Annotated in this window: 25 protein-coding genes; 14 read left to right on the forward strand and 11 right to left on the reverse strand. The window is 68.7% G+C overall.

The window, feature by feature from the left end; all coding sequences use genetic code 11:
- Positions 1-28 precede the first annotated feature (28 nt).
- A complete protein-coding gene (gene trhA / locus JC881_RS04560) occupies positions 29-652 on the forward strand; it encodes a PAQR family membrane homeostasis protein TrhA (RefSeq protein ID WP_198784470.1) in 624 nt (207 codons plus the stop codon).
- A 9-nt stretch (positions 653-661) separates the two neighbouring features.
- On the opposite strand, the gene bla is transcribed toward trhA, so the two are convergent.
- A complete protein-coding gene (gene bla / locus JC881_RS04565; protein WP_198784471.1) occupies positions 662-1546 on the reverse strand; it encodes a class A beta-lactamase in 885 nt (294 codons plus the stop codon).
- Between the two features lie 170 nt (positions 1547-1716).
- Here bla and JC881_RS04570 point away from each other — a divergent pair, with 170 nt between their 5' ends.
- The 9 genes from JC881_RS04570 (at position 1717) to JC881_RS04610 (ending at position 9304) form a co-directional block, all read left to right on the forward strand.
- Positions 1717-2055: an ArsR/SmtB family transcription factor gene (locus JC881_RS04570; protein ID WP_198784472.1), complete on the forward strand. Its 339-nt coding sequence runs from the start codon at positions 1717-1719 to the stop codon at positions 2053-2055.
- Between the two features lie 26 nt (positions 2056-2081).
- The gene (locus tag JC881_RS04575; RefSeq protein WP_198784473.1) at positions 2082-2618 is read left to right on the forward strand and encodes an SRPBCC family protein; all 537 of its coding nucleotides are present in this window, start codon (positions 2082-2084) and stop codon (positions 2616-2618) included.
- Between the two features lie 40 nt (positions 2619-2658).
- On the forward strand, positions 2659-3402 hold the full coding sequence (locus tag JC881_RS04580; RefSeq protein ID WP_198784474.1) for a glutamine amidotransferase: 744 nt from the start codon (positions 2659-2661) through the stop codon (positions 3400-3402).
- A 117-nt stretch (positions 3403-3519) separates the two neighbouring features.
- The gene (locus tag JC881_RS04585; protein WP_198784475.1) at positions 3520-4158 is read left to right on the forward strand and encodes a CDP-alcohol phosphatidyltransferase family protein; all 639 of its coding nucleotides are present in this window, start codon (positions 3520-3522) and stop codon (positions 4156-4158) included.
- Positions 4159-4184: 26 nt separating this feature from the next.
- On the forward strand, positions 4185-4766 hold the full coding sequence (locus tag JC881_RS04590) for a glutathione S-transferase family protein (RefSeq protein WP_198784476.1): 582 nt from the start codon (positions 4185-4187) through the stop codon (positions 4764-4766).
- Positions 4767-4889: 123 nt separating this feature from the next.
- A complete protein-coding gene (locus JC881_RS04595) occupies positions 4890-7310 on the forward strand; it encodes a penicillin acylase family protein (RefSeq protein ID WP_198784477.1) in 2421 nt (806 codons plus the stop codon).
- Between the two features lie 22 nt (positions 7311-7332).
- Positions 7333-7980: a histidine phosphatase family protein gene (locus tag JC881_RS04600; RefSeq protein ID WP_198784478.1), complete on the forward strand. Its 648-nt coding sequence runs from the start codon at positions 7333-7335 to the stop codon at positions 7978-7980.
- 41 nt (positions 7981-8021) lie between these two features.
- Positions 8022-8984, forward strand: coding sequence for a DnaJ C-terminal domain-containing protein (locus tag JC881_RS04605; protein ID WP_198784479.1), 963 nt, complete (start codon positions 8022-8024; stop codon positions 8982-8984).
- Between the two features lie 2 nt (positions 8985-8986).
- The gene (locus tag JC881_RS04610) at positions 8987-9304 is read left to right on the forward strand and encodes a chaperone modulator CbpM (protein WP_198784480.1); all 318 of its coding nucleotides are present in this window, start codon (positions 8987-8989) and stop codon (positions 9302-9304) included.
- 21 nt (positions 9305-9325) lie between these two features.
- Here JC881_RS04610 and JC881_RS04615 read toward each other — a convergent pair whose 3' ends face one another.
- Together JC881_RS04615 and JC881_RS04620 are read right to left on the reverse strand one after the other, a co-directional pair.
- Entirely contained in the window at positions 9326-11071 is a 1746-nt protein-coding gene (locus JC881_RS04615; RefSeq protein ID WP_198784481.1) for a dipeptidase, read from the reverse strand.
- A 138-nt stretch (positions 11072-11209) separates the two neighbouring features.
- On the reverse strand, positions 11210-12949 hold the full coding sequence (locus JC881_RS04620; protein ID WP_198784482.1) for a dipeptidase: 1740 nt from the start codon (positions 12947-12949) through the stop codon (positions 11210-11212).
- 60 nt (positions 12950-13009) lie between these two features.
- Here JC881_RS04620 and JC881_RS04625 point away from each other — a divergent pair, with 60 nt between their 5' ends.
- Positions 13010-13603: a DNA-3-methyladenine glycosylase I gene (locus tag JC881_RS04625; RefSeq protein WP_198784483.1), complete on the forward strand. Its 594-nt coding sequence runs from the start codon at positions 13010-13012 to the stop codon at positions 13601-13603.
- 86 nt (positions 13604-13689) lie between these two features.
- Here JC881_RS04625 and JC881_RS04630 read toward each other — a convergent pair whose 3' ends face one another.
- Positions 13690-14040 carry an alpha/beta hydrolase gene (locus JC881_RS04630; RefSeq protein ID WP_198784484.1) on the reverse strand — a complete coding sequence of 117 codons (351 nt, stop codon included), beginning with the start codon at positions 14038-14040 and terminating at the stop codon, positions 13690-13692.
- 267 nt (positions 14041-14307) lie between these two features.
- The gene (locus JC881_RS04635) at positions 14308-15276 is read right to left on the reverse strand and encodes a Bug family tripartite tricarboxylate transporter substrate binding protein (RefSeq protein ID WP_198784485.1); all 969 of its coding nucleotides are present in this window, start codon (positions 15274-15276) and stop codon (positions 14308-14310) included.
- 227 nt (positions 15277-15503) lie between these two features.
- Here JC881_RS04635 and JC881_RS04640 point away from each other — a divergent pair, with 227 nt between their 5' ends.
- Positions 15504-17015: a short-chain fatty acyl-CoA regulator family protein gene (locus JC881_RS04640; RefSeq protein ID WP_198784486.1), complete on the forward strand. Its 1512-nt coding sequence runs from the start codon at positions 15504-15506 to the stop codon at positions 17013-17015.
- On the opposite strand, the gene JC881_RS04645 is transcribed toward JC881_RS04640, so the two are convergent.
- Complete coding sequence (locus JC881_RS04645) at positions 16957-17808, reverse strand: hypothetical protein (protein ID WP_198784487.1); 852 nt, start codon at positions 17806-17808, stop codon at positions 16957-16959. The two genes, JC881_RS04640 and JC881_RS04645, sit on opposite strands and share 59 nt — an antisense overlap.
- Positions 17809-17815: 7 nt before the next feature.
- On the reverse strand, positions 17816-18766 hold the full coding sequence (gene gcvA, locus JC881_RS04650) for a transcriptional regulator GcvA (RefSeq protein ID WP_198784488.1): 951 nt from the start codon (positions 18764-18766) through the stop codon (positions 17816-17818).
- A 172-nt stretch (positions 18767-18938) separates the two neighbouring features.
- Here gcvA and JC881_RS04655 point away from each other — a divergent pair, with 172 nt between their 5' ends.
- On the forward strand, positions 18939-20306 hold the full coding sequence (locus tag JC881_RS04655) for an amidase (protein ID WP_198784489.1): 1368 nt from the start codon (positions 18939-18941) through the stop codon (positions 20304-20306).
- Between the two features lie 8 nt (positions 20307-20314).
- On the forward strand, positions 20315-21631 hold the full coding sequence (locus JC881_RS04660; RefSeq protein WP_198784490.1) for an MFS transporter: 1317 nt from the start codon (positions 20315-20317) through the stop codon (positions 21629-21631).
- A 186-nt stretch (positions 21632-21817) separates the two neighbouring features.
- On the opposite strand, the gene JC881_RS04665 is transcribed toward JC881_RS04660, so the two are convergent.
- From JC881_RS04665 to pxpB, 4 genes are read right to left on the reverse strand one after another with little or no spacing between them, the layout of a single operon-like run.
- Positions 21818-22042 (reverse strand): acetyl-CoA carboxylase biotin carboxyl carrier protein subunit, encoded by a 225-nt coding sequence (locus tag JC881_RS04665; protein ID WP_198784491.1) that lies wholly within the window; start codon positions 22040-22042, stop codon positions 21818-21820.
- Entirely contained in the window at positions 22035-22850 is an 816-nt protein-coding gene (locus JC881_RS04670; protein ID WP_198784492.1) for a LamB/YcsF family protein, read from the reverse strand. The genes JC881_RS04665 and JC881_RS04670 overlap by 8 nt, the downstream gene beginning before the upstream one ends.
- On the reverse strand, positions 22847-23866 hold the full coding sequence (locus tag JC881_RS04675; protein WP_198784493.1) for a biotin-dependent carboxyltransferase family protein: 1020 nt from the start codon (positions 23864-23866) through the stop codon (positions 22847-22849). Before JC881_RS04675 ends, JC881_RS04670 begins: the two co-directional genes overlap by 4 nt.
- Positions 23863-24591: a 5-oxoprolinase subunit PxpB gene (pxpB, locus tag JC881_RS04680; RefSeq protein ID WP_198784494.1), complete on the reverse strand. Its 729-nt coding sequence runs from the start codon at positions 24589-24591 to the stop codon at positions 23863-23865. Before pxpB ends, JC881_RS04675 begins: the two co-directional genes overlap by 4 nt.
- Positions 24592-24594: the final 3 nt, after the last annotated feature.

The following is a 24594-nucleotide window of genomic DNA, read 5'->3' on the forward strand; positions in this document are numbered from 1 at the left end:
AGGGCCGGTAACAGACAGCAGGCGGCGCATGTATCCAGGCGAACGACTCAACGGATACAGCCACCTGCTGGGGCTCGTGCTCGCGCTGCCCGCGGCCGCCCTGCTGCTCGCCAAGACCGTGCCCACCGGCGACCCCGCGCGCATCGCGGGCGCGCTGGTGTTCTCTCTCTCGGCCGTGGCGCTGTATGCGGCCTCGACGCTGTTCCACAGCACGCGCGGGCGCTTCAAGCGCATGTGGGAGCGCGCCGATCACTGCGCGATCTACCTGCTGATCGCGGGCACGTACACACCGTTCGCGCTCGTCACGCTGCAGGGGTTCTGGGGCTGGCTGCTGCTCGCGACGATCTGGGGCGCCGCGTTCTACGGCATCTGGCGCGAGCTCCAACCGCCCAAGACCGGCGCGCCGCAAAAGCCCCCGCTCGCGCTGTACATCGGCATGGGCTGGCTCGGTGTGCTGGCCGCCGTGCCGCTCGCGGCGCGGCTCGAGGGCGGCGGGCTCGCGTGGCTCCTGATCGGCGGCGTGCTGTACACCGCCGGCACCGTGTTCTATCGCAACAGTTTCGGGCTGCGGCATGCGCACGGGGCGTGGCACCTGTTCGTGCTGGCGGGGACGGCGAGCCACTATGTGGCGGTGGGGTGGTTCGTGCTGTAGCAGCGCGACTCAGGCCAGCGCCCCCACCGCAATCCGCGTCGCCGACGCCACCACATCGTTGCGCCCCTTCGCATCCTTCTCCGGAAACGTCAGGTACACCGCCAGCACCAGCGGCGCACCCGCTGGTGGCCAGAGCACGCCGACGTCGTTGTTCGTGCCGTAGGAGCCCGCGCCGGTCTTGTCGCCGACCTTCCATCCCGCGGGCACGCCGGCCAGGAAGCGTTCGGTGCTGGTGGTGTTGCCCAGCAGCCAGGTCTTGAGCTGCTCGCGTTGCGATGCGCCGAGCGCATTGCCCAGCACCAGCCGCTGGACGCTGGCCGCCATGGCCGCGGGCGTGGTCGTGTCGCGCAGGTCGCTGGGGATGGCGGTGTTGAGTTCGGTCTCCCAGCGGTCGAGCCTGAAGGCATCGTCACCGGAAGAACGCGCGAACGCCGTCACCGCGGGCGGGCCGCCCAGGATCTTCATGAGCAGGTTGGCCGCGGCGTTGTCGCTGTACTGGATCGTGGCGGCGCACAGGTCGGCCACCGTCATGCCGGCCGCGACGTTCTTCTCGGTGATGGGCGAGTTGGGGATGATGTCGCCCTTGCTGTAGTTGACGCGCCGCGCGAGCAGGCCGCCCTCCTTCGCGCTGCGGTCCAGGACGGCCGCGGCCAGCATGAGCTTGAAGGTGCTGCAGAACGGAAAGCGCTCGTCCGCGCGATGCTGCACGCGCGCGCCGGTGGCGGTGTTGAAGCCGACGACGCCGAGCCGCCCGCCCGATGCGCTTTCGAGCGCGGCCAGTTGCGCCGACGCATCCTGCTGCGCGCCCTTGGCGGACCATGCGGTGCAGGCGCTCGCGAGCGGAAGGGCGGAAGCGGCGAGCAACAGGGTGCGGCGATGTACGAGAGGATTCATGGGTTGTGTGGCAAGTGAATGGAACGAGCCCTCATCGTAGGAGCGCCATCGCGCAGGCCCAAGTGCGCCGCGGCGTGTGGGCGTCTCGCGTGTATCGGGTGTAACGCCTCGGATTTTTATATTCAACCTTGTGGTTGAATAATTTCCGGAATCCATCTATATTCAACTTCATGGTTGAACTAGATGACGAACGGCTCGACGCCGTGTTCCAGGCCCTGGCCGACAGCACGCGCCGCACCATGCTGCAACTGCTGGCCCAGGGCGACTGCAGCGTGGGCGAACTCGGCGCGCCGTTCCACATGTCCTTCGCGGGCGCCTCCAAGCACGTCAAGACGCTGGAGCGCGCGGGCCTGGTCTCGCGCACCGTGCTCGGCCGGGCACATGTCTGCCGGCTCGAGCCGGCGGCGCTGGCCACGGCCGATGCATGGCTGCGCCACTACGAAGGCTTCTGGAACACCCATCTCGACGCGCTTGCAGAGGAACTGCGGCGCGACACATCCGGCAAGTGAACGAATCTCTCAAGGAGCGCGACCTCATGACACTCAAGCACAGCCTCGGCACATTGATCGAACCCGCCACCCTGCGTGTGGAGCGCACCCTGCCCGCGCCCGTCGAGCGCGTGTGGGCCTACCTCGTCGACCCCGAGAAGCGCAGGACCTGGCTGGCCGGCGGCTCCATGGCGGCGGCGCCGGGCGGCGTGTTCGAGCTGCGCTTCCAGCACGCCGAACTCTCCGGCGAGGAAGCGCCCGAGCACTACGCGGCCTACCGCAAGACGCACATCCAGAAGTCGCGCGTGGTGCGCATCGAGCCACCCAAACTGCTGACGATCAGCTGGGGCAGCGAGAGCGACACGGCCTCCGAAGTCACCTTCGAACTCGCGCCCAAAGGCGACGGCACGCAGCTCGTGCTCACGCACCGGCGCCTGCCCGACCGCAAGGAAACGGTGAGCGTCTCCAGCGGCTGGCATGCGCACCTGGACGTGCTCGACGACGTGCTGCATGGGCGCAAGCCGCATGGGTTCTGGACAAACCTGCAGGACATCGAGAAGGCCTACGAAGCCAGCATTCCCTGAGCATCCGCTTGCGCATGTCGCCTGCGGCATGATCCCGGGCATGGACAACCACAGCCCTCTTCCGCTCGTCATCGTCAAGCTCGGCGACACCCATGCCACGCTGCGCGAGCGCCGCGGCGATTTCGAACACTGGATCGCCGACGGCCTCGACACGCAGACCCTGCCGCTTCTGGTGGTCGACCCGCGCCGCGGCGACACGCTGCCCGCACCGGATGCGGTGTCGGGCGCGGTGATCACCGGCTCGCATGCGATGGTGTCGCACCGCGAGGCCTGGAGCGAGCGCACCGCCGAATGGCTCGCACGGCTCGTGGCGCAGAACACGCCGGTGTTCGGCATCTGCTACGGCCACCAGCTGCTCGCCCACGCGCTGGGCGGCGAAGCAGGTGACCATCCGCAAGGCATCGAGATCGGCACGGTGACCGTCACGCTCGACGAAGCCGCCGCCACCGATGCGCTGCTGCAGGGCCTGCCGGCCGAATTCCCGGCCCACGTGGTGCACCTGCAGAGCGCGCTGCGCCTGCCCGAAGGCGCGGTGCGCCTCGCCGGCAACGCGCATGAGCCAGTGCAGGCCTTTCGCGTCGGCGACAGCGCCTGGGGCGTGCAGTTCCACCCCGAATTCGATGCCGAGACGATGCGCGGCTACATCGACATGCTGGCCGGCGACCTGAAGGCCGGCGGCACCGACCTGGCCGCGCTGCGCGACGGCGTGAGCGACACCGGCACGGCCGCCGCGCTGCTCGGCCGCTTCGCCCGGATCGTCGAGGCGCGCCAGGCCGGCGGCTGAGCGGCGCAAGCGGGCCACAGACGCCCACAGACGCCTTCACCGCGTCGGAGCGCGACTACAAGAAGGGGCCCGCGCTTGGGTTAAGGTGCGGTCCATTCGTCGATTCCGAAGCCTCTCATGACCACCCCCTCCCCCGTTCCGGCCCGCAAGCATTTCTCGATGATCCGCGGCTTCCACCTGGCCGACGTGTTCACGCTCGGCAATGCGGCCTGCGGTGTCGGCGCGGTGTTCCTGGCGATGGCCTACATGGCGAGCCAGTCGCTCGCGCAGTTCCTCTGGGCGGCGGCGCTCGCGCCGGCGGCTTTCATCTTCGACGTGTTCGACGGCCGCATCGCACGCTGGCGCCAGACGCACTCCGCGCTCGGGCGCGAACTCGATTCGCTGGCCGACGTGATCTCCTTCGGCGTCGCGCCCGCGGCGCTGGCCTTCGCGGCAGGCCTGGATGGCGGTTGGGACTGCGCCATCCTCATCTATTTCGTGGGCTGCGGCGTGAGCCGGCTCGCGCGCTACAACGTCACGGCCGAGGCGCTGTCCGAGGGCGCCGACAAGGTGAAGTATTTCGAAGGCACGCCGATCCCGACCAGCGTGGTGCTGGTGGGCGTGCTGGCGTATGCGGCGTGGCAGGGCCGCATCGGCGACGCCGTCTGGGGCGGCGCCTGGGCCATCGGCCCGTGGCTTTTGCATCCGCTCGCGCTGCTGTTCGCTCTCTCGGGCACGCTGATGATCAGCAAGACCCTGCGCATTCCCAAGTTCTGATTCCCTCCAGCCGAAGGAGAACGCCCATGACCATGAAGCTGTATTTCGATCCGCAAAGCCGCTCGCAAATCGCCAAGTGGATGCTCGACGAAGCCGATGTCGACTACGAGATCGTGACCACGCTCATCAAGGACAAGGCGCACAAGCGCCCCGAGTACCTGAGGATCAACCCGGCCGGCAAGCTGCCCGCGCTGGTCGACGGGCGCACGCGCATCTTCGAGAACGCGGCCATCTGCATGTACATCGCCCAGAAGTTTCCCGGCAAGCGCCTGGCGCCCTTCACCGGCACGCCCGAGCACGGGCGTTACCTGTCGCTCATGGTGTATTCGACCGCGCAGCTGGAGCCCGCGATGGGCGACAGCCTGCTGCACATCCGCAGCAACAACAGCGCGCGCGGCTGGACCAATTTCGAGGAGGCCAAGAACGCGGTGGAGCGCGAGCTGGGCTACGGCCCGTACCTCTTCGGCACGCAGTTCACCGCGGCCGACGTGATGATCGGCTCGATGTTCATCTGGCACCGCGCCTTCGGCGGCAAGCTGAACCGCCCGAAGCTGGACGCCTATGTCGACCGCCTGCAGGCGCGGCCCAAGGGCATGAAGTTCGGCTGAAGCATGGGTGGTGTGCCGCGCTGCGGCAGTGCGCGGCGTGCCGCCCTGGCGACAGCGCGCGGCGGAGGCTTCGTCCTCTAATCGGTCCCGTTTCCTGGCCTTTTCAAATCACACGCCCGCACCATGACTTCGAACACTCCGATCTCCCGGTTCCCGTCGACGGCCCTCGCGCTGAGCGCCCTGGGCCTGGCCGCCCTGCTCTCGGCCTGCACCAGCGCGCCGCCCTCCAGCGGGCGCAGCGTGACCATCGAGCGCACCACCTTCGGCATCGCGCACATCACCGCGCCCGACTACGAGGGCCTGGCCTACGGCAGCGCCTACGCGCATGCGCAGGACAACGTCTGCCAGACCGCCGAGCACCTGCTCACGCTGCGGGGCGACCGCTCGCAGTTCCTCGGCGCGCAGAACACCGGCGAGATCGGGCTGGGCCGCGCGCCCAATGCGCAGATCGACCTCTTCATCCGCTATCACATGGACGACGAGGCGCTCGCGCGCGCCGGGGCCACCACCAGCCTGGACGTGAAGGCCGCGCTGCGCGGCTACGTGGCGGGCTACAACCGCTACCTGCAGGACGCGGGCCCGAACGGCTTGCCCGCGGCCTGCCGCGGCAAGCCCTGGGTGCGGCCGATGACGCTGACCGACCTGTCGCGCGCCACCGAGATGTCGATGATCCAGGGCGGCCTGGGCGCGCTGGCCGGCGCGGTGCTGGCGGCCACGCCGCCACCACCCGGCGCGAATACCGGCGTGAAGACCGGCGCGGCGCCCGTCGGCCTCACGGAGGCCGTGGCCGAGATCGGCCGCCACAGCTTCAACGCGAACCCCGAGGGCGGCGAGCTCGGCTCCAACGGCTGGGCGTTCGGGCGCAACGCCACGCCCGACGGACGCGGCCTGCTGCTGGGCAACCCGCACTTTCCGTGGAACGGCACCAACCGCTTCTGGCAGATGCACCTGACCATTCCCGGCCAGCTCGACGTGATGGGCGCCACCGGCGGCCTGAGCCCGGTGGTGGCGATCGGCTTCAACGAGGACGTGGCGTGGACCCACACGGTGTCGACCGGCAAGCGCTTCACGCTCTATGAATTGAAGCTCGACCCCAACGACCCGACCGTCTACTGGGTCGACGGGCAACCGAAGAAGATGGTCGCGCGCACCGTGGTGCTGCCGGCCGCGGCCACGGGCGGCGGCGCCGCGCCGGTGCAGCACACCTTCTACGCAACCGACTGGGGCCCCGTCGTCTCGCTGCCGCGCGCGGGCCTGGGCTGGACCGCGCAGAAGGCCTATGCAATCCGCGATGCCAACACGCTGAACGTGCGCTCGGCCGAGAGCTGGATGCGCATGGCGCTCGCGCGCAACGTGGCCGAGCTGCGCGCCGCCATGGGCAACCAGGGCATGCCGTGGATCAACACCATCGCGGCCGACCGCGAAGGCAACGCGATGTATGCCGACCTCTCGGTGGTGCCCGACGTGTCGGCCGACATGCTCAAGGCCTGCGCGCCCTCGCCCGCCGCCGCGGCGCTGCTGGGCGCGGCGGGCCTGCCGGTGCTCGACGGCTCGCGCAGCGCCTGCGCCTGGAACCGCGACATCACGGCCGCCACGCCCGGCCTCATCGCGCCGGCGCGCATGCCGGTCGTGGTCACGCCGGACTACGTGCAGAACAGCAACGACAGCTTCTGGCTCAGCAACCCGCGCATCGCGCCGATGGCCGGCGTCTCGCCGCTGGTCGGCCCCATCGGCGTGCCGCAGCGGCTGCGCACGCGCAGCGGCATCATGGAGATCGAAGGCCGCCTGGCCGGCGTTGACGGCCTGCCCGGCAACCGCATGGGCGCGGCCGAACTGCGCAGCGTGATCTTTCGCGACAAGAACCTCGCCGGCATGCTGGTGATGGACGACCTGCAGGCGGCCTGCGCCGCCGGCGGTGCCGCGCTGAATGCCGACCAGGTGCTCGGCTGCCGCGTGCTCTCGGCCTGGGACCGCACGAGCAACGCCGATTCGAAGGGCGCCGTGCTGTTCCGCGAGTTCTGGCGCAAGGCCAAGGACCTGCCGAAAGTCTGGCGCGTGCCCTTCGATCCGGCGCAACCGGTGGCAACGCCCGCCGGCCTGGACATGGCCACGCCCGCCACGCGCGAGGCGGTGTTCAAGGCGCTGGGCGACGCGGTCGGCATCGTGCGCACCGCGGGCTTCGCGGCCGACGTGCCGCTGGGCGTGCCGCAGTCGCGCGAAGTGCGCGGCCAGAAGATCGCGCTGCACGGCGGCGACGAGTTCGAGGGCGTGCTGAACAAGCTCGAATCGCAGGGCCAGTCGCTGATCGATCCGAAGGGCTACAACGTCAACTACGGCAGCAGCTACATGCAGGTCGTGACCTTCGACGAGCGCGGCCCGGTCGCGCAGGGCCTGCTGACCTACGGCCAGAGCAGCGACCTCGCCTCGCCGCGCGCCTACGACCAGCTGCCGCTGTTCGCGGCCAAGCAATGGCATGCGCTGCCGTTCCATCCGGCCGACGTGCAGGCGCAGCGCGAAGGCCCACCGCTTCGGCTGGCCTATTGAGCGATCGACGGACAGCGAAACCATGTCAGAGAACAAGCCCCCACCCGCACACACCGCCGCCGGCGGCCTCGACCGGCTGGTCGAAATCGCCGCCGCGCAGCCGCTCTCGCCGGCCTGCGACCACTTCTACTTCCTGCGCCACGGCCAGACCGGGCGCAACGCGTTGCGCATCTTCCAGGCAGTGGACGAACCGTTGAGCGAGCTCGGCCTGCAGCAGGCGGCGCATGCGGCCGAGCTGCTGGCGGGCGAGCCCATTCGCACCATCGTCTGCAGTGACGCGCGGCGCGCCTTCGACACCGCCCACACGGTCGCGGCCGCGCTGCGGCTCACGCCGACGGCGCAGGCCGAGCTGCGCGAGCGCAACTTCGGCGCGCTGATCGGCACTTCGTCGGCCAACATCGACTGGGCCTGCGAGCCCGAGGGCGGCGAGACGTTGACGCAGTTCGTCGCCCGCAAGCGCGCCGCGCTCGACGCGGCCCTGAAACAACCCGCGCCGGTGCTCGTGGTGGCGCACGGCGGCACGCTGTACGCGCTGGCGGCGCTGCTGGGCGTGCCCATCGACGTCACCGTGCTCGGCAACGCGCAGCCATTGCGTTTTTCGCGCAGCGGCCTTAAATGGGTCGTAACGCCGCTTCTGCGGCATGCGGGCGGCGAGGCGGCCCTGGCCTAGCCAGGCCGCCCGGTACCCCGTCCATCGAAACCACCGACACCATGGAATTTAAGGACTACTACAGCGCACTGGGCATCGAGCGCACCGCGTCGGACGACGAGGTGCGCAAGGCCTACCGCAAGCTCGCCCGCAAGTACCACCCCGACGTCAGCAAGGAGCCCGACGCCGAGAAGCGCATGCGCGAGATCAACGAGGCCAAGGACGTGCTGGGCGACAAGGAAAAGCGCGCGTCCTACGACGCGCTGGCCGACCGCGTCGCGCGCGGCGGCAGCCCCGAGGGCGACTTCCAGCCGCCGCCGGGCTGGGACTCGGGCTTCGAGTTCCACCGCGGGCCGCGCCAGGGGCCGGCCGACCATGCGGACTTCAGCGAGTTCTTCTCGTCGATGTTCGGCGAGGCCGAGCGTCGCGGTGCCGCGCGGCAGAACTATCGCGCGCGCGGCGAGGACCATCACGCGGCCATCGAGATCGCCATCGAAGACGCGCTCAACGGCGCCGAGCGCGAGATCACGCTGCGCGCACAAACGGTCGATGCGCAGGGCCATCCGCAACTGGAGAACCGCACGCTCAGCGTGAAGATCCCGCCGGGCGTTCACCCGGGCCAGTTCATTCGCCTCGCAGGGCAAGGCATGCCCGGCCACGGCGGCGAAGCGGCCGGCGACCTGTACCTGGAAGTGCGCATCGCGCCGCACAAGCTCTACCGCGTGGAGGAACGCGACATCTACATGACGCTGCCCGTCACGCCCACCGAGGCCGCGCTCGGCGCGCAGGTCGAGGTGCCGACACCGGGCGGCGGCGTGGTCGAGGTCACGGTGCCGCGCAATGCGCGCGGCGGCATGAAGCTGCGGCTGAAGGGCCGTGGCCTGAAGGGCAAGACGCCCGGCGACCTGTACCTGCTGATCGAAATCGCGCTGCCGCCCGCCGACAGCGACGCCGCGCGCGCGGCCTACGAGCAGCTTGCGCAGGCAGCCTTTTCGTTCAACCCGCGCCAGCACCTGGGAGTCTGAGCATGGCGACTGTTTCCGTCACAACCGCAACCGCCATCAGCGCCTCGCAACCGCTCGCGCTGAACGACCTGGCCCATGCCGTGGGCGCCGACACCGACTGGGTGGTGCAGCTGGTCGAGGTCGGCATCGTGCAGGTCACCACGGCCGAGGCGCCGCCCGAGCGCTGGGAGTTCTCCAGCACCGACCTGCAATGCGCGCTGGAGGCGCGCCGGCTGGAGCGCGACTTCGGCGTGGGCCTGGATGCCGCGGCGTTGATCCTCGACCTGCAGCACGAGGTGCGGCGGCTCAAGGCCGTGCTGCAGGCGCACGGCGTGCGCTGAGCGCAGCCCGCCGCGCCTGGGTTACTGCATCTGCTGCAGGTTGCCGATGCGCACCAGCATCTCGGTGAACATCTGCAGGTCGGCCTCCAGGTCGGGCACTTCCTTGTATTCCTTGGCGTTGTGCCCCGTGTATTTCTTGCCGGGCATGCCGGGGCCGAAGCTGATCGCGTTGGGCATCTGCTTGGCCGTGGTGGCGCCGGCCGCGGACACGGGCTTGGCTTCGAGCCCGGTGGTGTCGCCGTAGATGTTGAGCAATGTCGAGAGCCACTGGCCCGAGGGGTCGCGCGCCATCCAGTTGCCCTGGTCGTACTTGATCTCGACCTTCGCCTTGTTCGCCGCGGCCCATTCGTTGATCTTGGCTTCCACCTGCGCCTTCAGTTCCTCGGGCGTGCGGCCGCGCGGCATGCGCGTATTGACCGACATGACCACGCGGCCGTCGGCACCGGTGCGGATCAGGTTGGGCGAGAACGTCAGCGGGCCCATGAAGTCGTCCTTGTAGCCCACGCCCAACTTCTCGCCGAGGTAGCCGGTGCCGTAGAGGCCGTCGATGTACTTCACGGCCTTCAGGAACTGGTTGTCGGCCAGCGCGATGCCCGACTCCTGCAGGAACAGGGACAGGCGCGGCAGCGGGTTCACGCCGTTCTGCGGCTCCGACCCGTGGGCCGAGGTGCCGGTGACCTTGATGTCGATGCTGTCCCCGTTGTCGCTCTTGCGCGTGACGGCGATCGCGAACTTGCCCTGCGGTTCGTACTTCTGCAGGAAGGCTGGCTTCGCGGCGTCGAGCTTCGCCTGCACGGCCGCGAGATCGCCGCCCTTGAGCGTGGCGGTGGCGGTCTGCGAGATGGCGTTGACCGCGGCGGCCGCGCCCATGTCGGTGATCGCGGTGACGGCGCCATCGGTTTTCTCGGCCGGGAAGAACACGCTCAGCGAGCCCGCGCCCTTCTCGGCCACGACGGCCGGGTAGCCGCTGTCGAGCACGATGTTGTAGTCGGGCAGCTTGGTCTTTCCGCGGTAGTACTCCATCGCATCGCCGCCGGTTTCCTCGGTGGTCTCGATCATCAGGCGCATGGTGCGCTGGATCGGGATGCCGCTTTCCTTGACCGTCTTCATCGCGTAGAGCACGGCCGCGATGGAGCCCTTGTCGTCGATGGTGCCGCGGCCGTAGAGGCGGTCGCCCACGCGCTTCATCGTGAACGGGTCGAGCGTCGTGCCGTCTTCGAGCACCCATTCGGAGAGCACCGCGGGCACCACGTCCGAATGCGTGAGGATGCCGAACTCTTCGGTGCCCTTGCCCTTCAGGCTCACCTCGAAGATGCGGTTGTCGACGTTGCGGTAGGCAAGCCCGAAGTCCTTCGCCATCTTCTGCACGAGCTTGCCGAAGTCGACGATCGCCGGGTTCTCGTGCGGCGGGATCTGCACGTTGCGCGCGGTCGGCAGCGCCACCATGGTGCCCAGGCTCGCGATCACCGCCTTCTGGTTGTGCAGGCGGTTGTAGAGGCCGAGCAGGCGCCCAATGTTGGTGAGGTCGTCGCCAGCCAGCGGCGCCTTCTTGCGGTAGGCGGCGACGGCAGGTTTGAGCGTGGGGTCGGCCTTCTCTGCCTGTGTGAGGAACGCGTTGAAACTGGCCGGCGGCTTGCCGCCCTGCCAGGCCGCGGCCAGCTGGTCGAGCGCGGGTTTCTTGAGCGTGTCTGCGAAGGCCGGTGCGGTGAGGCCAACTGCCATCAGGCCCAGGGTAAGGGCCGGCAACGAGACGCGAAATTGCTGCATGAGGATGACTCCCTGTTCACGAAAAATGGAGCCTTCGACGATACCCGAGGCATGCATGCCGGCATGTCTCGTCGCGCTACGAAGAAACGTAGCGCGCGTGGCGCAAGGTGCGGCTTTAGGTTTGCAGACAGCGCGTAGTCATTGCATCTGCTGCAGGTTGCCGATGCGCACGAGCATCTCGGTGAACATCTGCATGTCGGCATCGAGGTCGGGCACTTCCTTGTATTCCTTGGCGTTGTGCGCGGTGTATTTCTTGCCCGGCATCGCGGGGCCGAAGTTGATCGCGTTGGGCATCAGCTTGGCCGTCGTGCTGCCGGCCGTGGGCACGGGCTTGGCCTCGAGGCCGGTGGTGCTGCCGTAGATGTCGAGCAGCGTGGAGAGCCACGCGCCCTTGGGGTCGCGGGCCATCCAGTTGCCCTGGTCGTAGTTGATGTCGAGCTTCACCTGGTTCGCCGCGGCCCACGCGTTGACCTTGGCGGTGACCTGCGACTTCAATTCGTCGGGCGTGCGGCCGCGCGGCATGCGCACGTTGGTCGTCATCTCGAGCTTGCCGTCCGCGCCGATGCGAATGAGGTTGGGCGAGAAGGTCAGCGGACCCATGAAGTCGTCCGTGTAGCCCAGGCCCATCTTCTCGCCGAGGTAGCCGGTGCCGTAGAGCGCGTCGATGTATTTCACAGCCTTGAGGTACTGGTTGGCGGCGAGCGGCGCGCCCGATTCCTGCAGGAAGAGCGCCAGGCGCGGCAGCGGGTTCACGCCTTCTTCCGGGCGCGAGCCGTGGGCCGATGTGCCGGTGACCTTGATGTCGATGCTGTCGGCACCGCGCGCGACGTCGACGGTGAACTTGCCGCCTTGCGATTCGTATTTCTGCAGGAAGGCGGGCTTGGCGGCTTCGAGCTTCGCGGCCACTGCGGCGAGGTCACCGCCCTTCAATGTGGCGGTCGCGGTCTGCGAGATCGCGTTGGCGGATGCGGCACCGCTCATCGCGGTGATCGCGGTCGATGCGGCGTCCACGGTCTCCGCGGGGAACAGCACCTTGAGCGCGCCCGAGCCCTTCTCCGCGACGACCGCGGGGTACTTGCTGTCGAGCACGATGTTGTAGGCCGGCAGCTGCGTCTTGCTGCGGTAGTACACCATCGCGTCGCCGCCGGTTTCTTCGGTGGTTTCGATCATCAGGCGGATGCTGCGGTCGATGGGCAGGCCGCTGTCTTTGACGGCCTTCATCGCGTAGAGCACGGCGGCGATGGAGCCCTTGTCGTCGATGGTGCCGCGACCGTAGAGGAAGTCGCCCACGCGCTGCATCGTGAAGGGGTCGAGCTTCGTGCCGTCGTCCAGCACCCACTCGGAGAGCACCGCGGGCACCACGTCGGCGTGCGTGAGGATGCCGAACTCCTCGCTGCCCTTGCCCTTCAGGCTCACCTCGAAGATGCGGTTGTCGACGTTGCGGTAGGCGAGGCCGAAGTCCTTCGCCATCTTCTCCACGAGCTTGCCGAACTCGATGATCTGCGGGCTCTCGTGCGGCGGCACCTGCACGTTGCGCACCGTGGGAATCGCCACCATCGTGCCGATGCTCGCGATCACGGCCTGCTGGTTCTGCAGGCGGTTGTAGAGGCCGAGCAGGCGCGCGATGTCGACGAGCTCGTCGCCCGCCAGCGGCTTCTTGTGTCGGTACGCGGCAACCGCCGGCTGCAATGCGGGGTTCGCCTTGGCGGCTTGCGCCAGGAAGGCATTGAAATCGGCGGGCGGCTTGCCGCTGCTTTTCCATGCCGCAGCCAATTGGTCGAGCGCCGGTTTCTGGAGCGTTTCGGCGAAGGCCGGTGCACCGAGACCGAGCGCAACGCCCAATGAAAGGGCCGACAATGAAAATCGAATTTGCTGCATCAGGGTGACTCCCTCATTCTGAAAACATCTCCCGACGATAGACGAGCGACACATCGAACAATGAACAGCACCACCGCCATCACCGCCACGCCAACGCGCTGCGCCTGGGCCCAGACCGACCCGCTGCTGGGCGCCTATCACGACGCCGAATGGGGCGTGCCCGAATACGACAGCCGCGCGCTGTGGGAAAAGCTGGTGCTCGACGGCTTCCAGGCCGGACTCGCGTGGATCACCATCCTGCGCAAGCGCGATGCGTTCCGCAAGGCCTTCAAGGGTTTCGTGCCGGAGAAGGTCGCCAAATTCACGGCCGACGATGTCGAGCGGCTGATGCAGGACGCGGGCATCGTGCGCGCGCGGGCCAAGATCGAGGCCACCATCGGCAACGCGCGCGCCTATCTCGCGATGCAGGCGGCGGGCGAGGATTTCTCGGAATTCATCTGGGGCATGGCCGGCGGCAAGCCCATCGTCAACAAGACCGGCAAGGTGCCGACGCAGACGCCGCTGTCGGAAGAGATCTCGAAGGCGCTCAAGAAGCGCGGCTTCAAGTTCGTCGGGCCGGTGATCGTCTATGCGTGGATGCAGGCGACCGGCATCGTGGACGACCATGCGCCGGATTGCCACCGGCACGGGTCGAAGAAGAAACGGACGCAATAAAGGCCCAATAAAAAAGCCGGACCGCGCTTTCGCACGGTCCGGCTTTTGTTTGGCTGGTTACCTGAGGCGGCTTGCGCCGCGACGGATTACAGGCCGGCTTGACGCGTGAAGGTCAGGCTCTTGGCTTGCGAGGGGATCACGCTGCCAGCGAAGGTTTCAGGACGCAGGTTTTGGCCCGGTGCGTGTGCTGCGGCAACAGCTTGAGCACGAACGGCTGCGCGATCGGTGGTCGAAGCGGTCAGCGTGGGAGCGACGGTGGACGAAGCAGCGTCGCTGTATTCGTTGCCGGCGCGGGCGGCAGCAGCAGCTTGGGGCGCCACGTCGGCGCGGCTGTAGCCGGAGGTCAGGGGTTGCACGCCTTCATAGGTTTCTGCATGGGCGCCAGCGGCGGCAAGCAGGGAGAGAGCGGCGGCGGCGAGGATGTTCGAGGTCTTCATTTCAATTTCCTTCTTGATTGGGCTTTGGATGCCCTGAAGTTTGCACCACGATTCCAAGGGAAAACCCTACTCAATCGAATCGCAGTGTTCATGAAACTGAAACAATGACCGGGAACTTTGTGACGAGGCTAAGTCAAGTGCCCATTGCGCCTCCGAAAACCCGGCTAGTTTGCGTACTTTTCCTCTAGATCGTCAAGCAATGGTTGGCACCAAGGTGCTAAGTCATGCACGTCAACGCACGTTGCATGCCAGCCCAAACCAGCGCGCCTAGTCTTCCTTCATGCCCGTCGCCTTGACCACGCCGCCCAGTCGCGCGCGCTCCTCATCGACGAACTTGGTGAACGAGGCGCGCGTGCCGCCGATCGGCTCGATGCCCATGCCCTTCAGGTGCTCGGCCGTGGCCGGTGTCTTCATCGCGGCGTCGATGGCCGCGGCCATCTTGTCCAGGATCGCGTCGGGCGTGCCGCGCGGCGCGTGCACGCCGGCCCAGTGCGCGATGCGGATGTCGGGGAAGCCCTCTTCCGCCGCGGTCGGCAATTGCGGATAGGCCGAGATGCGCTGCGTCCACGTGCCCGCGAGCGCCTTCAGCTTGCCGCTCTTGATGTACGGCAGCACCACGATGCTGGCCTCCGACGTCGCCTCGACCTGGTTGCCGAGCACCGCGGTGATCGACTCGGAGCCGCTCTTGTAGGGCACCACGTCGAGCTTGCCGCCGTACTTCGTCTGCAGGATGCCCTCGACGAAATGCGGCGTGCTGCCGGTGCCCGCGGTCGCCCAGTGGAAGCCGTTGGCCGATTGCTTCGATGCGGCGACGAACTCCTTCAGGTCCTTGTAGGGCGCGTTGGCCGGCACCACCACCACCGAGGGCGCGAGCGCGATCATGGCCACCGGCACCAGCGCGTCGTCCTTGTAGGGCATGTTCTTCTTGATCATGCTGTTGGACACGACGCCCGCCGCGCTCACGAGAAAGGTGTAGCCATCGGGCGCGCTCTTGGCGACCACGTCGGCGCCGAGGATGGCGCCGGCACCGGGCTTGTTGTCGATGACGACCGGCTGGCCGAGTTGCTTGGACGCGCCCTCGGCCGCGGCACGCGCCATCAGGTCGTTGGCACCACCGGCCGAGAACGGAACGACGAGGCGGATCGGCTTGGTCGGCCACGCCTGCGCAGAAGCGCCCGAGGCAAGCACCGACGCTGCAAGCCCGATGGCCAGCGAGGCAAAGCGGAATGGAATCATGCTGTTCTCCTGTGTTGTAGTGGGTGTGAAGGGGCCCGTCGAAGCGGGTTTTTCATGATGCCACGCCCCCGCTTTCCGCGGCCTCCCGCATGTAAATCGCATGCGATTTACATGATTCGCAAATCACGCAATTTCGTACCCATAATGAAGGGCTCGATTGGCAAATCCTTGCGAATGCGACGCGCAAGATTTGCGAATCTTGCGAACATCGAAGAACGGATCGAACGATGAAGAAGACCTTCATGGGCGTGCGGCTGCGAAGCCTGCGCGAAGCGCGGGGCCTGAGCCAGCTCGCGCTCGCGCAGCAGCTGGGCCTGTCGCCCAGCTACCTCAACCAGATCGAGCAGAACCAGCGGCCGCTCACCGTTCCGGTGCTGCTGCGCCTGCATGCCACGCTGGGCGTCGACATCCAGGCCTTCTCCGAAGACGAGGAAGCGCGCCTCGTCGCGAGCCTGCGCGAGGCGCTGGCCGACAACCCGGGCGGCGATACCGTCGCGCTCGCCGAGCTGCGCGAAGTCGCCACGCAGATGCCCGCGGTGGGCCGCGCGCTGGTCGCACTGCATCAGCGGCATCGCGATGCCATGGAGCGCCTCGAGGCCCTGGCCGGCGAGCTCGGCGATGGCCGCGGCGACCTCGCGCGCATGCCGCAGGCGCGGCCGATGCCGTTCGAGGAAGTGCGCGATTTCTTCTTCGCGCACCAGAACCACATCGCCCCGCTCGACGACGCCGCCGAGGCTTTCTCCGCCGAGTGGCGGCTGCGCGAGGGCAATCCCGGCGACCGGCTCGCGCAGCGCCTGCTCGAAGCGCATGGCGTGCAGGTGATTCCGGCCGAAGACGACGAAGGCGGCGCGCAACGCCGCTTCGACCCGGCCACGCGCGTGCTCCGTCTGTCGCGCTACCTGGAGCCGGGCCAGCACGCCTTCCAGCTCGCGACGCAGCTGGCGTTTCTCGAAGTCGGCGACATGATCGACAAGCTGGTCGCAGAAGCGCCGCTGTCGAGCGACACCGCGCGTTCGCTCGCGCGCATCGGCCTCGCGAACTACTTCGCGGCCGCGCTGCTGCTGCCCTATGGCGTGTTCCTCGAAGCGGCCGAACAGTTGCGCTACGACATCGACCAGCTCGCGCGCCGCTTCGGCGTGGGCTTCGAAACCATCTGCCATCGCCTGAGCTCGCTGCAGCGGCCCGAGGCGCGCGGCGTGCCCTTCTTCCTCATCCGCGTCGATCGCGCGGGCAACATCTCCAAGCGCCAGTCGGCCACGCACTTTCACTTCTCCAAGACCGGCGGCACCTGCCCGCTGTGGAACGTGTACGAGGCCTTCGCGCAACCGGGCCGCGTGCTGACGCAGCTCGCGCGCATGCCCGACGGCCGCGCCTATCTCTGGATCGCGCGCACCGTGTCGCACGGCTTTCGCGGCTACGGCTCGCCCAACAAGACTTTCTCGATTGGCCTCGGCTGCGACGTGAGCCACGCCACGCGGCTCGTCTACTCCAAGGGCATGGACCTGCGCGACCCCGAGGTGCCGACGCCCATCGGCGCGGGCTGCAAGATGTGCGAGCGCGAGGCCTGCCCGCAGCGCGCCTTTCCGTTCGTGGGCCGGCCGCTCGATGTGGACGAGAATCAGAGCCGCTTCATGCCCTATGCCGCGGCGCCCGAAAAATACGGTGCCGCGCGGGCAACCCTCAAGAGCGGGGCCAGCCGCGCACCAGCGTCCGGATCGCCACGGCGCCGCTCCCCTTGACCTCGGCGCGGTAGGTGCCCACCAGCGCCTCGCGCTCGGCGGCCGCCTGCGGGTCGTTGCGCCAGGCGAGCAAGGCCGCCACGTCCGCATCGGGCAATGCCGCGAGCAGCGCCTGCGTGACCTGCTTCTCGAACTCGCGCGCCACCGTCAGCAGGTTGCGCGGGCGCGGCGAGGTGATGCCGCGCGACCACAGCGTGTCGACCGCCATGTCGAGCGTGCGATCGGGCAGCGAGGTGAACTGGCCGGCATTGCCACGCGCCAGTTGCTTGACGACGGAACTGAGCAACAGCTGGCTGGAGAAATCGACTTCGCGCGTGTCGGCCACGGCCATGCGCTCGAGCAGTTCGGTGCGGACGGGGTCGGCCGCCTTCGCGCGTTCGCGGTTGAAGAACTCGACCTTGGCCGCGTCGTCCATCGCCGCGTAGTCGGCGCGCAGCTTCGCGAAGCGCGCCACCGCCTCCAGCACCTGCGGGCTCGGCGCGGCGCCGCCCTTGCCGGCAGTGGCGACCTCCTGCTGGATCGCGGCTACGGAAGCCTTCACATCGAACGCGCGCGAAGCGGCCGTGTCCAGCGCCGCGAGCGCCTTGTCGGCGATGGCCTGGTCCGGCGGGTCCAGCAGTTGCCGCGCATCGCGCGACACGGCGCCGGGCGCATACGCGGCCTGGTAGCGCGCCTGCACGCCTTCGAATTGCAGCAGCGCCTGTGCACGGTCCTGCGCCCAGGCCATGGCCGGCGCGAGCAGCAGCGAAAGGACAAGGGCAAGACGTTTGGCTGCGAGGGGAGAGACATTCATGGCGCCATTATTGGCGCGGGCCGCGGCCGCCCTTGCCGCCTCTGCCTGCCCTCTTGCGCGAAGAGGCCGCTTTCCTGCTCGCTTCGCTCAAGATCCATTCGCGAAAGGCCGCGACCTTCGGACGGTCGTGGCTGTTCTCCGGATACACGAGGTAGTAGGCAAAGTCTTCGAGCCAGCTCACATCCGACAGCTGCACGAGCCGGCCTTCCGCCAGGTCGTCGGCCACCACCGCAGCGGGCAACAAGGCCGCGCCCTGCCCCGCAAGCACGGCCTTCAGGAGCAGGCCCGAATCGTCGAATGACGGACCGCGCGCAGGCCCCGTGCTCTCGATGCCCTGCGCCTCGAACCACAGCGCCCACGCCTTGCGCTCGGCATCGTTCACGCGCGGCCAGCGCGTGAGGCCAGCCGGTGTTTCGGGCATGCCGAGGCGCTTGACCAGCGCAGGCGCAGCGACCGCAACGATCTCCACCGTCAGCACCCGCTGGCTGCTCAACCCCACATAGCGGCCCAGCCCGTGGCGGATCGCAACGTCCACACCATCGCGCGAGAAGTCGGCCAGCGCGCTGCTGCTGACCACCTGCAGGTCGATGTCGGGATGCGCGTCCTGAAAGCTCTTGAGCCGAGGCACCAGCCACGCGGAAGCGAAGAACGGCGTTGCGCTCACGGTGAGGATGCCCGTGTCCTCGGGCACCGCGACGCGGCACGTGGCATCGCTGATCTGCCGGAAGGCATTGCGCACCGGCGGCAGGTAGGCCTGGCCGACGTCGGTGAGGAAGATGCCGCGGTTCACGCGGCGAAAGAGCGGAACGCCCAGGTGCACCTCCAGCGTCTTGATCAACTGGCTCACCGCGCCGGGCGTCACGCACAGCTCGTTCGCCGCGTTCTTGACCGAGAGATGGCGGGCAGTGGCCTCGAAGGCGCGCAGCGCGTTGAGCGGTGGGAGTTGGTGCTCTGTCATTGAGTTAATCTGATCCGAAGTCTTCAGAAAATCTGGTTTGCGAGGCCGTGCTTGAAGAGGGAATATTGGCACAACAAAGCCGAAACGAGAAACCACCTTGTTGCACACACCCGATCTCCTTGACCTTAGATATTCTGATCACTCGCACGACGCCCTCCACTACCTGGAAATCATGGAACTGGCCGCGCGCATCCGCACGCGCCAGGTCTCCCCGGTCGCGGTGCTCCGCGCCCAGCTCGATCGCATCGCCGCGCTGGACGGCGCGCTGCACAGCTACGCGCTGGTGATGGCCGACGCCGCGATGGCGCAGGCCGAAGCGGCGCAAACGGAGATCGCCGCGGGCCGGTACCGCGGCCCGCTGCACGGCGTGCCCATCGCGGTGAAGGACCTGTGCTTCACCGCAGGCTTCGCCACCGCGGGCGGCATGGCGATCCACAAGCACCACATCCCCGCCGACGATGCGACCGTGGTGCGCCGCCTGAAGGAAGCCGGCGCGGTGCTGATCGGCAAGCTGCAACTCACCGAGGGCGCGTACGCCGACCATCAACCGTCCATCACGCCGCCGCGCAATCCGTGGCATGCGGACCATTGGCCTGGCATGTCGTCCAGCGGCCCAGGCGTGGCGACGGCGGCGGGTCTTTGCTACGGCGCGCTGGGTTCCGACACGGGCGGCTCGATCCGCTTTCCCTCCGCAGCCAACGGCCTCACCGGCATCAAGCCGAGCTGGGGCCGCGTGAGCCGGCACGGCGTGTTCGAACTCGCGGCCTCGCTGGACCACGTCGGCCCGATGGCGCGCAGCGCGGTCGATGCGGGCGTGCTGCTCGGCGTGATCGCGGGCAGCGACGAAAACGACCCGACCGCCGCGCTCGACGCCGTGCCCGACTACCTCGCGACGGCGGACCACGGCGTGCGCGGCTTGCGCATCGGCATCGATGCCGCATGGAACAGCGACGGCGTGGACCCCGCGGCACAAGCCATGCTGAAAGACGCCGCCGAGACCTTGCGCGCCCTCGGTGCGCGGCTCGTCGACCTGCGCCTTCCCGACATGACGCAGGCGGTGGCGGACTGGTTTCCGCTCTGCGCGGTGGAAGCCGCCGTGGCGCACGAAGCGACCTACCCGTCACGCAAGGATGCGTACGGCCCCGTGCTCGCTTCGGTCATCGAATCCGGACACGCGGTGAGCGGAACCGAGTTCCAGAAGATCCAGCTGCGCCGCATGGTCCTGCGCGGCCGCGTCTCGGCCCTGTTCACCGGCATCGACCTGCTGCTGATCCCGGTACACCCCTTCGCATCGCCCACCGTCGCGGCGATGCAGGCCCTGGGCGAAACGCCGACACTGGTGTCCGCGCTGCTGCGCTACACCGCGCCTTTCGACATGACCGGCCACGCCACGATCACGCTGCCCGGCGGATTCACCGAGGCCGGCATGCCGCTCGCATTTCAACTCGTCGCAGCGCATATGGACGAAGCCACGCTGGTGCGCGCCGGCGCCGCGTTCCAGAGCGTGACGGCATGGCACCGCCGCCATCCACTGGACTGAAGAAGAACATGGAGACCTCCCCCTTGACCCCTTCATCTCCTTCGCCGCGCGCACGCCTTTTCCGCGGCTGGCTCGTCGTCGCGGGCGCCTTCGCCGTGACCCTCGTGGGCTTCGGCAGCGCCTACACCTTCAGCGCCTTTCTCGAATCGCTGCAGCGCGACTTCGGCGCCTCGCGCGGATCGGTCTCGCTCGTGTTCTCGCTCGCGGGCTTTCTCTATTTCGGGCTCGGTGTCATCAGCGGCCCGCTGGCGGACCGGTGGGGTTCGCGGCGGCTCGCGGTCGCGGGCATGGTGCTGGTCGGACTGGGCCTCGCCCTCGCGGGGCAGGCGCAGAGCCTCACGCAGATCTATCTGGCCTACGGGCTCGGCGTGGGCCTGGGTGTCGGCGCGTCGTATGTGCCGGTGCTCGGCGCGGTGCAGCGCTGGTTCGTCAAGCGGCGCGGGTTCGCGTCGGGCCTTGCGGTCAGCGGCATCGGCGTGGGCACGCTGGTGATGCCGCCGCTGGCGTCGTTCCTCATCGAAGCCATCGGATGGCGCCACGCCTACCTGGCACTCGGCGTGCTCGCGGTGGTGGTGGGCGTGGGCATGGCGCTCTTCATCGAGAACGATCCACGCGATCGCGGGCTCGGTCCCGACGGCGATCCGCTGCAGCCGCAAGCGCCATCGGCCAAGCCGGCAGGTGCGACGGTGCGCGAAGCGGTCACGTCGCGGCGCTTCGCCGGCCTCTTCGCGGCGTGCCTCATCAGTTCGTTCGGCCTGTTCGTGCCCTTCGTCCACCTCGTGCCTTATGCGCTCGACCATGGCGCGCCGTCGACCTCCGCGGTGTTGCTGCTGGGCGCCATCGGCGTGGGCAGCACGGCGGGCCGCTTCTTCCTCGGCGGGCTGGCGGACCGCATCGGCCGCCAGTTCGCACTGCCGCTGATGTCCGCCGGCATGGCGCTGTCGCTCGTGGTGTGGGCCGTGTCCGATGGGTTCTGGGGGCTGGCCGTGTTCGCGTTCGCCTACGGCGTGTTCTACGGCGGCTTCGTCGCGCTGCTGCCGGCGTTGGTGATGGACTATTTCGGCGGACGCAACATCGGCGCGATCATCGGCGTGCTCTACACCAGCGTCGCCGTGGGCACGCTGGTCGGGCCGAGCGCGGCGGGCTTTGCGTTCGACGTCAGCCGCAGCTACCTGCTGCCGATCGTGGCCAGCATCGGCGCGAACCTCGTGGCCGTCGCCATCCTGCTGGCCATGGCCCGGCGGGATGCCTCGGTGAAACCGGCCGCGGCCGGACCCGCGCGGGGTACAGTCGGGAATGAACCCACAACCGCCCGCCGCCCCTAGCCCCGCTCCCGCGGCTGCCCCCGAAGTCGTGACCGAAGCCCAGGCCTTCACCCGTGCCTGGATGCTCTTCGTCGTGCTGGTCGCCGTCGTGCTGGGCGTCCTGTGGGCCGTCAAGGCCTACTTCATCTGACGGCAGGGAGCCCTGGGATCCAGCGGGCGCTCAGGTCCCTCGCGATTGCGGGGAATTCACGCGGATGCCAGCACGACCAGCACCTGCTCGTCGGTCACCATGTCGCCTTCGGCGGCCAGGATGCGCAGCACCGTGCCCGCGGCCGGCGCCTCCACCGGAATTTCCATCTTCATGGACTCCACGATCAACAGCGTGGCGCCCTCCTCGACCTGCTGGCCCTCGGCCACCTCGAGCTTCCAGATGCGGCCGCTGACATCGGCCACCACGTTGTGTTCAGGCATGGGTATTTCCTCCGGTTGATTGCGTGCGATTCGTCGATGGGAATTCAGGGGCGGCCACGCACACGCCGACGGCATCGAGCGCGCCGCGGATGCGCTGGGCGAACGCGAGCGCGCCAAGCTGGTCGCCGTGGATGCACAGCGTGTCGGCGCGCAACGCGACCGTCTTGCCGCTGGCCGCGCGCACCGTGCCGTGCTGCACCATCTGCAGCACCTGGGCGGCGGCCGCGTCGGCGTCTTCGATCAGCGCGCCGGGCTGGCCGCGCGGCGACAGCGAGCCGTCGTCCTGGTAGCTGCGGTCGGCGAACACCTCGGCAGCCACGGGCAGGTCCAGGGCCTCGGCGGCGCGGATCATCTGGCTGCCGGCCAGGCCGAACAGCACGAGTTGCGGATCGACCTCGTGCACGGCACGCGCGATCGCATCGGCCAGCGCACGGTCTTTCGCGGCCATGTTGTAGAGCGCACCGTGCGCCTTCACATGGCTCAACGTGCCGCCGGCCGCCTTCGCGAAGGCCCACAGCGCGCCGACCTGGTAGACCACCATCGCGTGGACCTCGGCCGGCGACACCTGCATCACGCGCCGCCCGAAACCCTGCAGGTCGGGCAAGCCGGGATGCGCGCCGACGCGCACGCCGCGCTGCAGGGCCGCGGCCACCACGCGGCGCATGGTCTGCGGGTCGCCCGCATGAAAGCCGCACGCGATGTTGGCCGAGCTCACATGGTCGAGCAGCGCGATGTCGTTGCCCATGGCCCAGGCGCCGAAGCCCTCGCCCATGTCGCAGTTGATGTCGATGCGCAGCGCCCGCGTCATGGCGCCTCCCCGGCCGCGCGCACCAGGCTGCGCAGCCGCGCGAGGGCGCGCTCGCGCCCCAGGTAGAGCGCCTGTGCCGCCTCGAGCGAAATCGGCTCGAAGCGCAGCGCCTGCTGCGGCGCCAGCTGCGCGACCAGCGGCAGGTCGACGCTGGCCACGCAGGCGATCTTGGGATAGCCGCCGGTGGTCTGCCGGTCGGCCATCAGCACGATCGGCTGGCCGTCGGGCGGCACCTGCACGGTGCCGAAGGCCACGCCCTCGGAGATCATCTCCATCGCATGCCGGCGCTCGAGCACCGGCCCTTCGAGCCGAAAGCCCATGCGGTCGGACTGCGGGCTCACGCGGAACTCGGCCTGCATGAAGGCCTCTTGCGCCTGGGCGGTGAACAGCGCCCATTGCTGGCCCGCGATCACGCGCACCGGGGCGGCGTCCGCGGTTTGCGGCGCGATGGCCGGCGCATGCACCTCGGGCTCGTGAATTTCGATGAAATCTCCATCACCCAATCGGGCGAGCGATGCGGCGACCGATGGCGCGGAAAGCGGCGGCACGCCCCCCACCTCCAGCACATCGCCCTTCTTCAACGCCCGCCCCTGCAGCCCGCCGAACGCGCCGCGCACATAGGTGCTGCGGCTGTCCATCACGCTGGGCACCGCAAAGCCGCCGCGCACCGCCAGGTAGCTGCGCATGCCCTCGATGCGCTTGCCGAAATCCAGCCGCGCACCGGCGCGCACCCATACCGCGCGGTTCATCGGCAGGTCGGCCTCGCCGATGCGCGCCGACAGGTTCGCGCCGCACAGCGCGATCGCCTGGGCCTCGTGGAACAGGAGGCTGGGCCCCATCAGCGTGATCTCGAGCGTGGCCTCGTCTTCGTCGTTGCCGAGCAATGCGTTGGCGCAGCGGTGCGACCACTCGTCCATCGCGCCGCCCACCACCACGCCCAGGTGCTGGTAGCCGTGGCGCCCGCGGTCCTGCAGCAGCGACAGCGCGCCGGGCTTGATGACGTCGATGCGGCTCATCGGGGCACCTCCGCGCTGCCGAAGACCTCGGCCGATGCCGGCACGAAGCGGATGCGGTCGCCCGGGCGCAGCAGGCACGGCGATTCGGCCGCCGCGTCGAACAGCTTGAGCGGCGTGCGGCCGATCACGTTCCAGCCGCCCGGCGTTTCCAGCGAATAGATCGAGGTCTGGTCGCGCGCGATCGCCACGCTGCCTGCGGGGACGCGCGTGCGCGGCGTGTCGCGGCGCGGCACGGCCAGCGACGGATCGAGCCCGCCGATGTACGGAAAGCCCGGCGCGAAGCCCAACATGCAGACGAGGTGCGGCGATGCGACGTGGCGCGCGATCACCTCTTCGGCCTGCAGGCCGCAGGCAGCGGCGACCTCTTCGAGATCGGGGCCGAATTCGCCGCCGTAGCACACCGGGATATCGACCGTGCGCGCGTCCTCGTCGTGAGGGCGGATGCCACGCGCGAGCAAGGCGTCGAGCCGCCGGCGCAGCACGTCGTAAGGCGAGGCGCCTTCCGCGAAGAACTCGGGGCGGTAGTGCACCGCCACGGTGGTGAAGGCCGGCACCACGTCCACGATGCCCGCGATGGGTTCGTCGAGCAGTTCGCGCGCGAAGCTGCGCACGGTGGCGTTGACGGCCGGCTCCACGGCCTGGCCGAACTCCACGACGAGGCAGCGGTCGCCCACCGGGGCGATGCGCCAGGCGAAAGCGCTGGAGGGGGTGCTGGAAGAAGTCATCGG

Source organism: Variovorax sp. IB41, from assembly GCF_016405905.1.
In the GTDB taxonomy this organism is placed as follows: domain Bacteria; phylum Pseudomonadota; class Gammaproteobacteria; order Burkholderiales; family Burkholderiaceae_C; genus Variovorax.

Bases quoted from the DNA above. Each gene is read 5' to 3' on its own strand.
- trhA (WP_198784470.1), top strand. From the start codon at position 29: ATGTATCCAGGCGAACGACTCAACGGATACAGCCACCTGCTGGGGCTC.
- bla (WP_198784471.1), bottom strand. From the start codon at position 1,546: ATGAATCCTCTCGTACATCGCCGCACCCTGTTGCTCGCCGCTTCCGCC.
- JC881_RS04570 (WP_198784472.1), top strand. From the start codon at position 1,717: ATGGTTGAACTAGATGACGAACGGCTCGACGCCGTGTTCCAGGCCCTG.
- JC881_RS04575 (WP_198784473.1), top strand. From the start codon at position 2,082: ATGACACTCAAGCACAGCCTCGGCACATTGATCGAACCCGCCACCCTG.
- JC881_RS04580 (WP_198784474.1), top strand. From the start codon at position 2,659: ATGGACAACCACAGCCCTCTTCCGCTCGTCATCGTCAAGCTCGGCGAC.
- JC881_RS04585 (WP_198784475.1), top strand. From the start codon at position 3,520: ATGACCACCCCCTCCCCCGTTCCGGCCCGCAAGCATTTCTCGATGATC.
- JC881_RS04590 (WP_198784476.1), top strand. From the start codon at position 4,185: ATGACCATGAAGCTGTATTTCGATCCGCAAAGCCGCTCGCAAATCGCC.
- JC881_RS04595 (WP_198784477.1), top strand. From the start codon at position 4,890: ATGACTTCGAACACTCCGATCTCCCGGTTCCCGTCGACGGCCCTCGCG.
- JC881_RS04600 (WP_198784478.1), top strand. From the start codon at position 7,333: ATGTCAGAGAACAAGCCCCCACCCGCACACACCGCCGCCGGCGGCCTC.
- JC881_RS04605 (WP_198784479.1), top strand. From the start codon at position 8,022: ATGGAATTTAAGGACTACTACAGCGCACTGGGCATCGAGCGCACCGCG.
- JC881_RS04610 (WP_198784480.1), top strand. From the start codon at position 8,987: ATGGCGACTGTTTCCGTCACAACCGCAACCGCCATCAGCGCCTCGCAA.
- JC881_RS04615 (WP_198784481.1), bottom strand. From the start codon at position 11,071: ATGCAGCAATTTCGCGTCTCGTTGCCGGCCCTTACCCTGGGCCTGATG.
- JC881_RS04620 (WP_198784482.1), bottom strand. From the start codon at position 12,949: ATGCAGCAAATTCGATTTTCATTGTCGGCCCTTTCATTGGGCGTTGCG.
- JC881_RS04625 (WP_198784483.1), top strand. From the start codon at position 13,010: ATGAACAGCACCACCGCCATCACCGCCACGCCAACGCGCTGCGCCTGG.
- JC881_RS04630 (WP_198784484.1), bottom strand. From the start codon at position 14,040: ATGAAGACCTCGAACATCCTCGCCGCCGCCGCTCTCTCCCTGCTTGCC.
- JC881_RS04635 (WP_198784485.1), bottom strand. From the start codon at position 15,276: ATGATTCCATTCCGCTTTGCCTCGCTGGCCATCGGGCTTGCAGCGTCG.
- JC881_RS04640 (WP_198784486.1), top strand. From the start codon at position 15,504: ATGAAGAAGACCTTCATGGGCGTGCGGCTGCGAAGCCTGCGCGAAGCG.
- JC881_RS04645 (WP_198784487.1), bottom strand. From the start codon at position 17,808: ATGAATGTCTCTCCCCTCGCAGCCAAACGTCTTGCCCTTGTCCTTTCG.
- gcvA (WP_198784488.1), bottom strand. From the start codon at position 18,766: ATGACAGAGCACCAACTCCCACCGCTCAACGCGCTGCGCGCCTTCGAG.
- JC881_RS04655 (WP_198784489.1), top strand. From the start codon at position 18,939: ATGGAACTGGCCGCGCGCATCCGCACGCGCCAGGTCTCCCCGGTCGCG.
- JC881_RS04660 (WP_198784490.1), top strand. From the start codon at position 20,315: ATGGAGACCTCCCCCTTGACCCCTTCATCTCCTTCGCCGCGCGCACGC.
- JC881_RS04665 (WP_198784491.1), bottom strand. From the start codon at position 22,042: ATGCCTGAACACAACGTGGTGGCCGATGTCAGCGGCCGCATCTGGAAG.
- JC881_RS04670 (WP_198784492.1), bottom strand. From the start codon at position 22,850: ATGACGCGGGCGCTGCGCATCGACATCAACTGCGACATGGGCGAGGGC.
- JC881_RS04675 (WP_198784493.1), bottom strand. From the start codon at position 23,866: ATGAGCCGCATCGACGTCATCAAGCCCGGCGCGCTGTCGCTGCTGCAG.
- pxpB (WP_198784494.1), bottom strand. From the start codon at position 24,591: ATGACTTCTTCCAGCACCCCCTCCAGCGCTTTCGCCTGGCGCATCGCC.